Genomic DNA, 14961 nt, shown 5'->3' with positions numbered 1-14961 from the left:
GAGAGGTTATGGCACAGGTATTTGCAATTGGTGATGTGGTTAACGATGAAGAGCGCAAAGCCATCGCTTGGTTAAAAGAAAAGTTACCCGACGATTACTTTATTATTCATAGCTTTGAAGTTGAGCAGTATGACCAGCTATTTGAAGTGGATATCTGTGTTGTTGCGCCTCATGCTATTTATTTAGTGGATGCCAAGGGCATCCACGGCCAAGTAGAGGTAGATGGCACTACTTGGCACACCTCCCATAACAGTTATCGCTCGCCATTGCCAAAATTACGCGGCAATGCGAAGTCTTTATCGGGCCTTATTTGTAAGCAAAATCGCACAAATAGGGATTTGAAAAACATCTATGTAGACACTGCGGTGGTGCTCACCATAGATGATTGCGAGTTCAAGGACCCGGAAGATCGCGAGCGCGGCCATGTAGTGGCACTTAAAAACAGCACCCGTTTCTTTACCGATAGTGCCCGTATTCCGGAGCGCTTTGAGCGCAACGTGACTAAGTACATCCAGATTATCGCAGAGGCCTTGGGTAAATCGGCCAAAAAGCGCAGCCATGGTGAGCGCTTTGGCAACTGGGAAGTGGCTGAAACCTTGGCCGATAATCAGTACTTTACGGAATACCGAGTATTTAACATTACCGCTGGTCGCAAAGGCGGTACGGTGCTGGCTAAAGCTTATAAAGCCGACCCTTACTTGCCTGAAGAAGAACGCAACAAACAAAAACGCCTGATTGAAAACGCTTATCGTGCGATTGCAAAAATGCCCTCGCATTCCGCCATTATTGGCGTGAAAGACTTCTTTGTTACCGAGGCGCAAGATAAATACTTGCTATTAACCGACGATATTCCTGGTGAAAGACTTAGCAAAAAGCTCAAGGACACAAGCTCACTCCTTACACTGGATCAGAAGAAGCGCATCGTTAATGATCTGCTATTGGCGTTAGCGCACTTATGTCGAAATGGCGTGGTACACCGCAACATTACCCCTGAGCATATCTTGATGGGGGCCGATGGTCAGCCAAGGCTGATTGATTTTGACTACGCTCGTATAGGGGCTGAAAACACCACCACGATTGCCGACGAAGTAGAGCAGCGGATCTCAAACCGTTATAAAGCCCCCGAACTGTGGGCTGATAGCCATGCAGCGAGCTGCGCCTCGGATATGTACAGTTTAGGGCTGGTTATTTTTGAGCTGTTTAGTGGTGATGCGGCCTTTGATTCAGTCACTCAAGCGATCGAGAAATCGTGTGTGCTCGGTACAAAGTTGAGTGACCGACATAAACAGCTACCAGAAGAGTTTGATAATTGGCTTCAAACCTTATGTCACAAAGAGGCGCGGCAACGGCCAAGCCCTGAAGATGCGCTGGCGCAATTTAATGCACTCTGGCAACCCAAAGCAGCAGTAGAAACTTCTGAGCCTATTAAACCCGAACAACAGAGTGTTAAAGCGCCGAATAACCATGAGCCTTCAGTTAATTACAAGCGTTTACCGAGTGGCTACCAGCTAACCAATAAATACGTCGTGCAGCAACCGCTGGGTAAACCTGGCGGTTTTGGTATTGTATATAAGGTAACGGATACCTTTGGTGATGTTTCGCGCGCCGTAAAGCTGATTTTAAACGATAGAGAATCGGTATTAGAGCGTTTAAAGCAGGAATACCGCACCTTGGTAAAGTTGCCAGAGCATCCCTATGTGGTAAAGGTTTTCGATGCGGATGTATTACCTAACCAGGGCCCACCTTATATTGTTTTTGAGTACCTTGAGGGGCTAGATGTCAGCGAGCTGATCCAACAACGCTCATTAACGGCACACGAAGTGTGGACCATGGCTAAGCAGATAGCGCAAGGTTTACAGCATTTACACGAGCACAATATTTTCCACTGTGACATCAAGCCACAAAACCTGATTTGGAAAGACGGTAAAGTTCGTATAATCGATTTTAATGTATCGGTAGATGCTGAAGATCTAACCTTAGGGGGCGGTTCACGGAAGTATTTACCACCAGATTTAAGCATTACCGAAACACCGCAAGCCTCTGATTTGGTTGACAGGGACTTATATGCCTTGGGCATTACCCTGTATCGAGCCATGACCGGTGAATACCCATGGGCCAACGTGCAGTGCCCACCTATGGACGAGTTAGCACGTCACCCTAGTGAGTTTACCCAGAGCTTTAATTTAACCGATGATGTTTCGGCAGTTCTGCTAAAACTGATCGCCCCTAAACGAGTTGACCGTTTTGAATCTGCAGAGCAATTGCTGAAAGCATTGAATAAAGTTCAGCAATTGAAAAGGGCGCAAACTTTATCTGAAGAAAGTACTTCGCAATTTCATTTGCCGCCACTTGCCGACGGCTCTAACCCAAGTAAATCTGCGTTTCATGATTTTATGCTGACGCTCTACAGCCAAAGTCGTCACTCAAATGCGGGCACCCGTGGCTTAGATGATTACGCAAAGTTAATTTACGTAGAAACCGCCTTGGATACCGAGCTTGCTCCTGCAATTCTGGCTGGGCAACTGCGCTTAGTGCTAATTACCGGTAATGCCGGTGATGGTAAAACCGCATTTTTGCAGCAATTGGAGTCTCAGGTTGAAGCGCAAGGAACGATCGTTCACTTAAATGCACAAGGGAATGGCTGCTGTTTTGAAATAAATGGCCATAAGTACCTAACTAACTACGATGGCAGTCAAGACGAAGGTAGCAAAGATAATGATGCGGTACTCGAAGAGTTCTTTAGCGTCTATCAAGGTGACGATTCAAATACATGGCCACACCACGAGACACGGTTAATTGCCATTAACGAAGGTCGGCTAGTCGACTTTTTAACCCAACATTCAGAAAGGTTTTCTGCTCTAAAAGCCGTAGTTGAACAAAGTTTAAAATATGGCTCAGTGCAAAATGACGTGGCGGTAGTTAACCTGAATATGCGCGATGTGCTGGCTTCGACGCAAAATCAACCTGAGTCTATTTTTGAGCGCCTTATCGGAAAAATTACGTCGCCCAAAGTTTGGCAAGGTTGTGATTATTGTGCGCTACAGGACAAATGCTACGTCAAACACAATATTGCTACCTTTCAAGACGAGCAAACCGGCCCTAAAGTCATTGAACGTTTGAAGTATATCTACAAACTGACCAGTTTACGCAATCAGCTACATATCACTATGCGTGATTTGCGTTCTGCACTGAGTTATACCCTGGTCGGTGAATACTCCTGTAGCGAAATTAAAGAAATCTATGCCAATGGCGAAGCCGACAAAATTCTTCATGGTTATTACTTTAACGCTTGGTGCGGTAACGACAGTACGCAAGATAGATTGCTAAAGCTGCTAAGGGAAACCGATATCGCTCAAGGGTCTGACGTGCGCTTAGATCGTGGACTGGACTTTTTAGGTTTAGATGCTGTTGATTGGTTGCAGTTTGAGCAGCGCAGTGAACATGAAACCCAACTTCTGGCCAATGCTCACCAGAGCTTACCCAATGGCACAGCATTAAGTGAGAGTACGGAACGTTACCTCTCTCATCGTAATTTGGTCGGGATGTTACGCAGAAAGGCCTACTTTGAGCGCCGTGGAGAAAATTGGCAAACACTACTGCCTTATCGTTCAGCGAAGTTATTAGTACGTTACCTTGAAGACAGTGCATTGCTGAATGAAGCAAAGTCGCTTGCCATTAATGCAATTAACCGTGGTGAAGGTTTGCATAACCCGATGTATTTTAATGGCCAACTGGCGATGCAAGTGCGTAAGGTGCATTTAGGCACAATCAGAAGTTATCGCTTGTTCCCATCGGATGTATTTTCCATTGAAGTGAAAGACTCAGCGATGAACTCGTCATTTGTGGAGCATAGCCCGCAGTCACTATTGCTGAAATACCAAGATGCAAACGGTCTCACGGCAGAGTTGGAATTGGATTTGGATTTGTTTGAAATGCTGCATCGCCTTGACCAGGGCTATGTACCTTCAGCGCAGGCGGCGCAAAGTTTTTATTTAAGTTTGACGGTTTTCAAGAACGTACTAGCTTCAGCACCTTATCAAGAGGTTTTGCTAACTACCAACGGCCAACAGTATGAAAAAATAACCCGCGACGAAGGTGGTGTTTTGCAGTTAGAGCAATTGGTCGCGGAGGCTCAGCCATGAAGTTAGGTAAAAAAGATAAGGCTTTTCGCACCAATAAAGTGAGCTATCTTGATTACAAAATTGTCGAAATGGACAGGGTCTTAACTCACCTATTCGCTAGGCTAAAGCACAATGGCGCTTCCAGTAAACTAAGTGCTAAAGGTATGACAGTTGAGTTGTTTAAGGACGAGTTTTTAGACTCTCGTAACGGAAAGCATTTTAAAAACTTTTTGCAAGCCCCTATCACTATTGAAAAGTGGATTGAAACCCATTTGGTGGACTTGATTAATCGTGGCAAGGCTAACGAAGCGGTTGCTGCACCGAGACCACTTCACGGTAATACTTATTTATTTCGAAATCCTAAAAATTGCCGGGATTATGGTGCCTCTAAGCAAGTATATGAGTTGTTATACCATGCCAATAATGGTCAGACTGCGATTAACCGACTCAAACAGTTTTTCTTTGCTGGTGTCGATTCTACGACAGGTCAGTATGATAGTTCGTCGCAAGTAGATGTTGAAACACAGGCAATATTAAGGCTGTCTGATCAAGTAAAGTCAGATGCGCCTGATCATGCTGACTTACAAGAACGTTTTGCGCCACTTAATCAACAAGCCGCGGATATTCTAGCTGAAGATATCATTAAGCTACTGACATATCGCCAGTATATTCCTCGCTCAGTGATGGTTGAGTACATAAAGATATTGTTAGCCTTTCATCTGGCGCTACATCAATTGAAACTGTTCAAGTTGCTACCTGCTTTGGCTAAGAGTAAGGGCCGTAATCTCCAAGAGAGCAATAAGCAAAAGACGGCGCTCTATGTGGACATGACAAATGGTGCTAATGGCTTGAGTGAATTGATGGCTGAGCAAAGTGCGACGTTACACTATAAACGTATTCCTGCTTTTATTAAAGCCTATTTCGGCGTTAAAAAACTCGATGAGTTTGCAGAGTATCTATCGAAAAAAGGTAAATTATCGGGATCAAAATCGATAAAACAAATGTCAGTGCCCGATCTGTTTGCTCTGCTGGAGTCACCGTTAGAGCAAGAGCGCGATCAGTTTTTTGGTCAGCGTAATGCTGGAATTTTAGATGCGTCAATGTCATCTACTCATGAATCAGAAGAAATTCCACCGGAGATTCATGCTATTACCCAACTTGGCTTAACTGAGTATGAAACCTACATAGAAATCTTGTTGTTTGTGCAAGGTAATGCGATCCGTTCTGGCTTAGTCAAAAACCTAGATAGTTTTATGCTCAAAAATAAACCTGGCGCTTTGTTAGAACAACAAAGTGGTAGCACTGGTGGGCGTCGATTTAGCGTTGATGGACGTCTTTTAGAGGTGTTGTTACAGCTAGCCGTACTTAACAAAGGTGGCGATTTAGGATTTCATACTAAAGAGTTGAGAGTTGATGAGTTGTTAACTTTCTTAAAAGAACGATATGGCATTTGTATTGATTCATTACCTGACACTGATGCTTTCTGTGAGCCATCAATTGATGTGAATAAAGCGCTTAGAGATAACTTATCTGGTTTTAAGCGCCGGTTACGAGAAATTGGTTTTTATCGCGATCTTTCTGATGCGTACGTAACACAAACGGTTACCCCCAGATATCAGATAAATAGTAAGCAAAATGAGAGTATGAAAGGACGTAGCGCATGATTAAGGGAATTAGAACCGTTGTTAATTCAGATATTGACGGCAGCTTAATCAGTGTCCTCGCACCGAAGTTTAAGACGTTACTAGAAACTCGCGGTGCGGGCCACTGCATGAAGGTATCTGATTTAGAAACTGAGCTTATGTATCAGCTTAGTGAAGTCGTATCAGGTGCGGTTGAGTATGCCCAGGTTGCCGTATTGGCAATGAAAGCGACGCGTAACTTCTCGGTAACCAGCACCAAGCTTGTTGAACTGCGAAACCCTGATGAACACGGCCAGATTCGTCAGCCATTACTGATTTTTGTACCAAATGAATTAAAAACGTCCTCTGAAGATTCTTTTGGTGCAGCGACCTTTGAACAAATTGATATTTCAGATGCTTATTGGCTGGCGTTTAACCAAGTAAAGGCTGAGTCTCCTGATCCGATTAAGCGGTTATTAGACGAAGTTTACTTCATTCTTCAAGAAAAGGCGGCGCTAAAACTCAGTGCCTATCAATGGTTGCGATACGCGCTAACAATTAAGGTTAATGGTTTTGATCCAAGTGTTGCTGGTGCTGCTCTGTACGAGCTGGGGCTGATTCCTGATCTTGAGTTGCATCAAGATCATTCCATGTTGGTACGCAAATTAGTTAAAAATCGAGAGTGTGTCCAGATTATAAACCGCTCTGAGAAATCAGCGATTTCGACCGTTTATGACCTGCAGCTAGAAGGTGAAGATTTTAATAAGAGATTAGCGCTCTTTTTAAATGATCAGGAAAATCTACTCGACAGCAGTTGGCGCAAGCAATTAGTGGTGGATAGCAGCAACTGGGCACTCACTTTTGATAAATGGCGCTTTCAGTATGAGGAAGATGCCACCGATGCGGTTTGTCTAACTGTGACCGAAGTTGGCTTGCCTCTCATTCCTGACGAAGAAACAGACCCAAACTTGCAGCAGCTTATTGGTCAACAAGTGTTAACTACTGGCCAAGGTGGTTTGAAAAAGTTTTCTGTGACTTTTTCTGTTTCACCAAAACCAAGTCAAGTTAATGGCTTAGCGAAATATAAAGCGCAGGTGTTTACTCAACAAGGTGATTTTGTTGGGTTAATTAAAGTAGGTAAAGCTACATCAAAGTCCACAGTCACTATCACGTTTAACAAGTTGACCGGAATTGAATGGGAAGAAGGTTGGCATTACATTCGAATTCAAGCATTTGATGAAAACGATGAATTATTACCTCTGGTTGATGATAAGCAGTGCCCAATACCTTGGGGGACGTCTAGTGCGGAAAAAACGGGTTCACGAATTAATGAAAGTGATCTCTTTTATGTATTGCCAGCGGCAGATGCTGAGGTTGATCTGATTGAGACGCGAAAAATCAGAGAGGCGTCATTGGCGCATGCAAAGATTAAAGCTGAATTTGCAAACCTCATCGAAACTGAGACATTTAGCAATGTCGAAGTAATGGAGACGACTTGGCAGAATAGTAAGAGTAAGGCTGAGTCGATTGTCAATGTAAAATTCAAGAAAGAAAGTGGTATTCAAATTCCCGTTACCACTTACTTAAAAAACTTTGAGCAAAAAATTCTAGCAAATCCAATGGCGGCTTTAACTTGGCGTGTAGAAATTCGCAATCAAGAAGCAAGTGAGCCTGGTGCCGATACTGTAGATTGGCCAATAAAGGGTGTAGAAAGCCAGTTTGAAAAGTTTAAACTCGCTCGTAAAAAATACTTTCAAAGTATACATCAAGATGAGAAGGAGCTTGTTTCTGTCGCTCATGATCTTGTGTCTTCATCACATGAAGCCTACCTGTATTCCAGCAGCTATCTAGAATATCTAGCAGCAGTATTTCAGGAAACTGAAAATGGACATGACTATTCGACTGAATTAGCCGCGTTACTTCGCTTGGATTCACTTTTAATCGTGATATGGAATTATGACGGAAGCTATAAAAAGGCCATTTTACTGGGGCCTACACATCCACTAAGGGCTTTATGGCTAGGTGGGTGGGCTTCTCTTGCAGAAGCTTGGGCAAGACAGAGTGAGAAGGTTGGTAAGGAAATCGCGGTCGGGACTAAGAACAGTTTATTAGAGGAACTAGCGTTAACCAATTTTCCTTACGTACTGCCAGACTCTCAGGACCAGTTGATGGTCGCACTTGATAGTATTCATCCATTTTGGAGTATTTTGTCGTCTGCACAAGAAAAAGAGCCACAAGCACTCATTGATAAAATTAAAACTGCATTTGGTATTAAAAACGATTACCAGCAAGTTGGTAAGCAAAACAGTGCCTTTCTCGCCACAAAAGTCGAAAGATATCTGATACAACATCCCTACGTGAACTGTTTATCAATCAATGTGTTTAACGCGGGGTCTGCGGCAGCCGTAGCGGGTATGTTGTTGGCTTTGAGAAAAAAGGCGGAGCTAAAGCATATTAGTTTTGATATTCGTCTATTCGTAGCCGACCCATATGCGACAGAAGTAGGAGCTGATTTATTTCAGCTAATAAATGGTAGCGAAGATAGTGAGGATGAAAGCCAGCTATTTCATTCAGCTGAAAACCACTTGCAACCGAAATTAAGTATTTCACTCAGAGCGAGCTCTGAGTTTGAGCAGTCGCCTGATGAGTTTCAGTCTCATCTAAGCATGCTATTCGATGTGTTCCCTGCGCAAGAGTTATCGGTAGTCAAACCGCAGGCAGACGAACAAGCTGCGCCTATATATGGGTTGTATCAGGACTATTGCATTGATTACTTCGATGAAAATGGGGTTGTTGCTTGGGATCGCCACACGAGACATGGTGCTGCAAGAATGCTTTTTAGCGGCCAGGTATCGGAGGCTTTAGCAAAATTGCCTAAAATGATGTCTGCAATTACCGCTTCATTAGCGACGGGAGATTTTTCTTTAGAACAGGTTCCAGTAGTCAGGTTGGCTCTTGATAGCGCTGAAAGAGCTTTGTTGAATCAATTACACGAAGTCAGTGATTGGGTATTCACTGTGGATAGAAATCTGGGCATTGAATTTTTTGATCACGGTGGTAAAGATGGCCGCCCTGATTATTTGATCGATCATAGCCCTGAAATGGCCTCTTCAAACACGCACAATTTTGTTATCACTTCGCGTTCTACTACAGAAATAGAAGCTTTATTGAGAGGAACATTAGAACAGCATCAAATTGCTCCTGATGTAGATAAGGCAACGCGGGTTTTAGATTCGCTCAGAGCGTTGTCAGGAAGGTTAGCGCTAAAACTGGCCTCAAATAGTTCTTCAAAGTCGGAAGCCTTAGGTTTGGCCCTATCCAAACTTTATCTTGAGTACCAAGGAGTGTTTAAGGACCAGATCATAGTTCCTTTAGATGCTCATCTGGAGCTCTATTCTGAACTACAAAAGGCTGATGGTGAACTGGGTTCGAATGTTAGCTTTAAAAGAACAGATTTAGCATTATTCGATTTGGATGCTTCATCGCGCACAATTCGTTGTAATTTAGTCGAAGTTAAGTGTTACTCAGAAGTCGGTGATTTGACGAAGTATGAAAGTTTAAAAAAGCGCATTGCTGAGCAAATTTCAGAATCTGAGCGTGTGATTCAGCGTCATTTTGATTTAACGCGTACAACACCGGATAGACCTGATCGCTTAGTTGAAACACAAAAGCTTTGCGTTCTTCTTGAGCATTACCTTAAACGGTCTGAGCGTTTTGGTTTGTTGACTTCTGAGATTGTTGAGGAAGCAAAATTTTTGCTTAGAACATTAGAGCAAGGTTACAACCTTTCAATCACCCGAAGTGCTGTTATTTTCGATTTTGGACAGAATAGCTCCGGCGTTGAAAAAGAAGTCGGTATCGAGTTTCATCGTGTTGGGCGAAACCATATTGACGAATTGCTATCCGCTAGAGTGACTGAGGATGATGAACAAAGTGAAGGGACGCTGGATTCACTTGAACTAACGCTGCCTAAGTTGACTTCAGCCGAATTCTTACATAAAGAGAGAGATAGAACTGTATCTTGGGCTGAATTGGCATCGCAGGCTGCGCTCTCTTTACCAGAAAGAACGAATCCTCCAACAGATGACAAGAACGAAGGGCTGCCATTTGATGATAGTGAATCAGACCCTATTTCACCATCAAACGAACATGTCATAGAAGAAACAAAACCAGTAGGTAATCCTGACCGAGTAGTAGCTAATCCTGCAGAGCCAGAGCCAGAGCCAGAGCCAGAGCCAGAGCCAGAGCCAGAGCCAGAGCCAGAGCCAGAGCCAGAGCCAGAGCCAGAGCCAGCTGTTTTAACTGATAGGGCAAAAGCCGCAAAAAATGTTGATACTGAAATTGTCCCTCATGACATTGTATTAGGCGTTAATGATGACTCAGCTCAGTTTGGTTTACTGGGAGAGGTGCATGGAAGGAAAGTCGCTTTAGATTTAAACCATACCCACACATTGAGTTTATTTGGCGTACAAGGCGGAGGAAAAAGTTATACCTTGGGTTCAGTCGTTGAAATGGCAACTAAAGCGATACCTGGGATAAATACATTGCATAAAGAGCTGGCGAGTGTGATTTTTCATTACAGTCAGACGCAGGAATATAAGCCAGAATTTACTTCAATGATTGCCTCAAATGACGACGAATCTCAAATAGCGAGGCTGAAAGAGGTATATGGTGCGGAACCTACCTCTCTAGATGATGTGGTCTTGTTAACTCCTGAAGATAAATTGGAAGTGCGGCGATCTGAGTACCCTGGAATTGAAGTACATCCGTTGAAGTTTTGCTCTTCTGAGTTGCAGGCCGGACACTGGAAATTTTTGATGGGGGCTATCGGCAACCAAGCTACGTATATTCGCCAACTGGGCAATATTATGCGGAAAAACCGGAATAACCTGTCGATTAAGGCAATTAGAGATGGGATACAAAAATCCAATCTATCTGACTCTCTCAAAGACCTAGCAGATATGCGTTTGGATTTTGCTGAGCAGTACATTGATGACCAATTAAACGTTGGCTCACTCATTCGTCCCGGCAGGATGATCGTTGTTGATGTGCGAGATGAGTTTATTGAAAAAGATGAAGCCTTAGGTTTGTTTGTTGTGCTCCTGCAAATATTCTCGGAAGCCAAGTACCAAGGTCAATCTTTTAATAAACTAATTGTTTTTGATGAATGTCACAAATATATCGATAGTCCTGACCTAGTAAAAGGTCTAGTGGAAACGGTTCGTGAAATGCGTCATAAGGGCACTAGTGTGATGATTGCGAGCCAAGATCCACCGTCTGTACCTGTCGAACTTATTCAGCTCTCTTCACAGATTATTCTGCATAAGTTTAACGCGCCAGATTGGTTAAAGCATATTCAGAAGGCATGTATTGGCTTAAGGCCTTTAACACCGGAGAAGCTTGGAGCGTTAAAACCAGGAGAGGCATATATTTGGTCTAGCAAAGCCAGTGATAACGCATTTGTCAGCGGCGCAATCAAGATTCAGTGCCGCCCAAGAGTGACTAAGCATGGTGGGGATACTTTGACAGCGATTCATAATGTTTAAGGAGAATCGGACAACATGAGTTGATGGTGCAAAAGTAGTCATTAAACTGCATGTATAAAGCAGCAAGATGCTGTAGGAAAACTGGTCAACCACAGGGCCACGTCAGCTTGTGGACAACTATTTTGGTCACGGTGAGGACACGGAAACGGGGTGTGTTAGTAGCTGCTAATCCATCAGGGCTTGGGAAAGATGGCGCTCTCGCTAGGGATCGAACCTAGAACTTGGCCTCCGGAGGGCCACGTGATATCCATTTCACCACGAGAGCGAGGTGGCGTAATATGCCGTAAAACCCGCATAAGATCAATTGCGGATAGCTCACCGATTGGTCATTTGGTCCTTATAGGGCTGCCGAGCGTAATTCATGGTAAAGCGGTATAACCCGCCGATTGCCACAGTGTTATTGGGGATTTTCAGGCCCGGGGGCGGATTTGTAGTTGTTCACCAAGGAATTGCCGTTATAATCGGAACCAGAAAATTGCCGAATAAAGTTCAGTCCCAACGAGGTGCAGGAGTCACTTGTGAGAGTATTTCGAGTTTTAGCATTGATTATTGCAGGTTTTGCCAGCGTTGCCGTTGCTCAGCAATCCGATATGTCCAATGAAGCCATTGCCGATCGTATCAAGGCCATTGGCAAGGTAAATGTCGCGGGCGCTGAAGCAGCATCCGCAGCAGCATCCGGTCCTCGTTCTGGTGAAGAGGTGTATAACGCGGCCTGTATGGCTTGTCACGCCACCGGCGCGTTGAATGCCCCTAAGCCTGGTGATGCAGCGGCATGGGAGCCTCGTATTGCTCAGGGTATGGATGTGTTAATGGATCATGCCATTAATGGTTTTAATGCCATGCCCCCTCGTGGTACCTGTGGCAATTGCTCCGATGATGAGATTAAGGCCGCCATCGACTACATGATTGAAGGCATTTAATTTTTCTCACTGGATTCAAACAGAAAAGCCACCCTAGGGTGGCTTTTTTATGTTAGCTGATGTAACTTTGGTCGATTAAAATAACAACAATTTATTCACACTCCAAAGGGTGTTAATGCGCGACAAGGACATCAATGCTGCCGACCTGAGCATCGACGAGCTCAGGGAGTTAATCCCTCAGCTGCAGCAGCTTACGGAAAAATACAAACAGTCAGAGGCCATACAGAAGGCACTGTTTGATATATCAGAACTTGCCAACTCGGTGAGTGACTTGCCGCGCCTGTATCCCGCCATTCATGACATCATCAGCCGTATGATGCCTGCCCGGAACTTCTTTGTTGCCATGTATGAGGCCAGCGCCGAGATGGTCGAGTTTGTCTATTTTGTGGATGAATTTGACGAATTAACGGTGCGGGAGATGCCCTCTTCCGGTTTGATGAAAGGCTTCACCGGCCATGTGTTGAGAACCGCCGAGCCGCTGTTCCTGACCAAAGAAAACTATGAGCAGAAGCGGGCCGAGATTGCCGGGAGCATGGAGCTGGGAGCACATCCGGTCGATTGGATAGGCGTGCCGTTAAAGCGTGGTTCTCAGGTGATGGGCGCGATGGTGGTGCAAAGCTATGATGAGTCGGTCCGTTATAGTGAGCAGGATCTTGAGTTACTGGTGTTTGTCTCCCAGCATATCGTCAATGCCGTGGATCGGGTTAAAAGCCGGGAGCTAACGGAGAAGACCATTCGCCAGCGCACCCGTCAGTTGCGGGAAATGAACGAAGAGTTGCAGGAAGAGATCAACGAGCGTCAGAAGATCGAGTCGCTGCAGCAGGCTTTGTTCGAGATTTCCGAGCTTTCAGCCGGTATCGACGGCGAAATGAGTAAGTTTTACGGCAATATTCACGATATCCTGGCGCGACTAATCAGTGCCCCTAACTGTTACATCGCCATCCACGATAAAGACAACAACTCCTTGCGCTTCCCCTATTTTAACGACGAAAAAGAGCTCAATATTCCTCCACGGGAAGTGGGTGATGGCCTAACCGAATTTGTGTTGCGTTCGGGTAATGCGGCGTTGATCGATGCCTCTTACGCCCGGAGTCTCGCAGAACAAGGCGAATTATCCGAGTCTGTGGCGAGCAATATGTCTCAAACCGGTAACTGCTGGCTCGGCTCACCGCTCATTGTTGAGGGGGAAATCTCTGGAGTGATTGCGGTGCAGACCTATGACGAAACTCAGGCTTATGACCTTAAAGATCTGGAGCTGCTGAAGTTCGTTTCCCACCATATCGCTACCGCTATGGAGCGCAAGCAGGCCGCTGAAGCGATTCAGGAATACAACCAGCAGCTGTCGCAGAAGGTCAAAGAGCGCACCGAAGAGCTGCGTCACACCAATGACCACCTCAAGCAGCAAATTGAAGAACGTAAGGAGATTGAGCTTAAGCTCATCCACGACGCCCACCACGACTCACTAACCGACTTGCCCAACCGGGTGATGTTCGTTAACCGTCTGGAACTGGCGGTGGCGAATAAGAAGCGCCACCCCGAGAACCACTTTGCAGTGCTGTTTATCGATCTGGATCGTTTCAAGCTGATTAATGACACCATCGGGCACCACGCGGGCGATATGTTCCTGGTGGAAGTGGCCAATCGCATCGGCCAGTGTATTCGTGGTCACGACTTGCTGGCGCGGTTAGGGGGCGACGAGTTCGTTATCCTGCTAGACAGTCTGGAGTCGGAAGAGAAGGCTGAGCAGGTGGCGGGGCGTATTATCAAGGCCCTGAGCCAACCTTATGTGTTAGAAGGTCAGGAGATGTACTCGGGTGCCAGTATCGGGATCGCTATTATTCATCGTTCCTATAACAGTGCCGACGAGGTAGTACGAGACGCGGATGCGGCGATGTATCAAGCCAAGTTCAGCGGACGTGGACGTTATATTACCTTCGACAAGAGCATGCGCGAGAAGCTGCTGGAAGAGGTGGAACTGGAAAACGAATTCCGTCACCTTTTGCGCGAAGAAAAGTTTGAATGTTACTGCCAACCAACGGTTGGACTATACGAGCGCCAATGGCAATACATCGAGTGTTATGTGCGCTGGCACCACCCGACACTGGGTCGAATTAAGCGTGAGCGTTTCTGGCAGGTAGCTGAGCACAGTGGCCAGGCCATTGAGCTGGATAACTTCATGCTGAGTCAGTTGCCAGCGCTGTTCGAGGCCCTGGATAAAGATCCAGAGCGGGAAGAGGCTCGGGTCGCTATTAACTTATCCGTTAACCACTTATTGCAGGAACGTCTGGTGCGCCAATTGCTCAAATATATAGAGCAGTTGGGATTAAATCCCAAACGGCTGATCTTTGAGTTGGATGAGCAGGGTTTGAGTGGCACCAGTCAGCATATCCTGCCTGCGCTGAAGCGCCTGCAGCGGGCCGGTATTACCTTGGTGCTGGATAACTTCGGCAGTGGCCTGGCCTCGCTCAGTTATTTGTACTCTTACCCCTTTGATTATGTGAAGGTAGACCACCGGTTTATCAAAACCATCCCCGCCTCAAAGAAGAACCTGAAAATGGTGCAATCGGTATTGAGCATGTCAGAGCATCTGGGCTTCACACTGATCGCGGAAGGCGTGAAAAACAAGGACCAGTACGAAGCGCTGTTTAATATCGGTTGCAGCTATGGCCAGGGAGCTTACCTGGGCGAGACTCAGCCTCTGAACCAATTGCTTGCGGCAGCCCCCAAAGACACCAAGGTAAAAAACACCTAG

General features: G+C 45.4%; 5 protein-coding genes and 1 tRNA gene. 5 read left to right on the top strand and 1 reads right to left on the bottom strand.

Annotation, left to right across the window (positions count from 1 at the left end; all coding sequences use genetic code 11):
* Window positions 1-8 precede the first annotated feature (8 nt).
* The 3 genes from mads6 to mads8 are packed head-to-tail and all read left to right on the top strand — an operon-like array spanning window position 9 to window position 11289.
* A complete protein-coding gene (gene mads6 / locus HMF8227_RS14265; RefSeq protein ID WP_109340823.1) occupies window positions 9-4142 on the top strand; it encodes a methylation-associated defense system protein kinase MAD6 in 4134 nt (1377 codons plus the stop codon).
* Window positions 4139-5785: a methylation-associated defense system protein MAD7 gene (gene mads7 / locus HMF8227_RS14260; protein WP_109340822.1), complete on the top strand. Its 1647-nt coding sequence runs from the start codon at window positions 4139-4141 to the stop codon at window positions 5783-5785. The genes mads6 and mads7 overlap by 4 nt, the downstream gene beginning before the upstream one ends.
* Window positions 5782-11289, top strand: a complete 5508-nt coding sequence (gene mads8, locus HMF8227_RS14255; protein WP_109340821.1) for a methylation-associated defense system ATP-binding protein MAD8 — start codon at window positions 5782-5784, stop codon at window positions 11287-11289. Before mads7 ends, mads8 begins: the two co-directional genes overlap by 4 nt.
* 190 nt (window positions 11290-11479) lie before the next feature.
* On the opposite strand, the gene HMF8227_RS14250 is transcribed toward mads8, so the two are convergent.
* A tRNA-Arg gene (locus tag HMF8227_RS14250) sits at window positions 11480-11554 on the bottom strand.
* A gap of 253 nt (window positions 11555-11807) precedes the next feature.
* On the opposite strand from HMF8227_RS14250, the gene HMF8227_RS14245 reads away from it, so the two are divergent.
* Together HMF8227_RS14245 and HMF8227_RS14240 are read left to right on the top strand one after the other, a co-directional pair.
* A complete protein-coding gene (locus HMF8227_RS14245) occupies window positions 11808-12209 on the top strand; it encodes a c-type cytochrome (RefSeq protein WP_239421321.1) in 402 nt (133 codons plus the stop codon).
* 115 nt (window positions 12210-12324) lie between these two features.
* A complete protein-coding gene (locus HMF8227_RS14240; RefSeq protein ID WP_109340820.1) occupies window positions 12325-14961 on the top strand; it encodes a sensor domain-containing phosphodiesterase in 2637 nt (878 codons plus the stop codon).

The sequence above is a fragment of the Saliniradius amylolyticus genome, assembly GCF_003143555.1.
Lineage (GTDB): Bacteria > Pseudomonadota > Gammaproteobacteria > Enterobacterales > Alteromonadaceae > Saliniradius > Saliniradius amylolyticus.
The sequence above is the reverse complement of the archived record's forward strand: the minus strand, read 5'-3'. Positions and strand labels throughout refer to the sequence as shown.

Bases quoted from the DNA above. Each gene is read 5' to 3' on its own strand.
- mads6 (WP_109340823.1), top strand. From the start codon at position 9: ATGGCACAGGTATTTGCAATTGGTGATGTGGTTAACGATGAAGAGCGC.
- mads7 (WP_109340822.1), top strand. From the start codon at position 4,139: ATGAAGTTAGGTAAAAAAGATAAGGCTTTTCGCACCAATAAAGTGAGC.
- mads8 (WP_109340821.1), top strand. From the start codon at position 5,782: ATGATTAAGGGAATTAGAACCGTTGTTAATTCAGATATTGACGGCAGC.
- HMF8227_RS14240 (WP_109340820.1), top strand. From the start codon at position 12,325: ATGCGCGACAAGGACATCAATGCTGCCGACCTGAGCATCGACGAGCTC.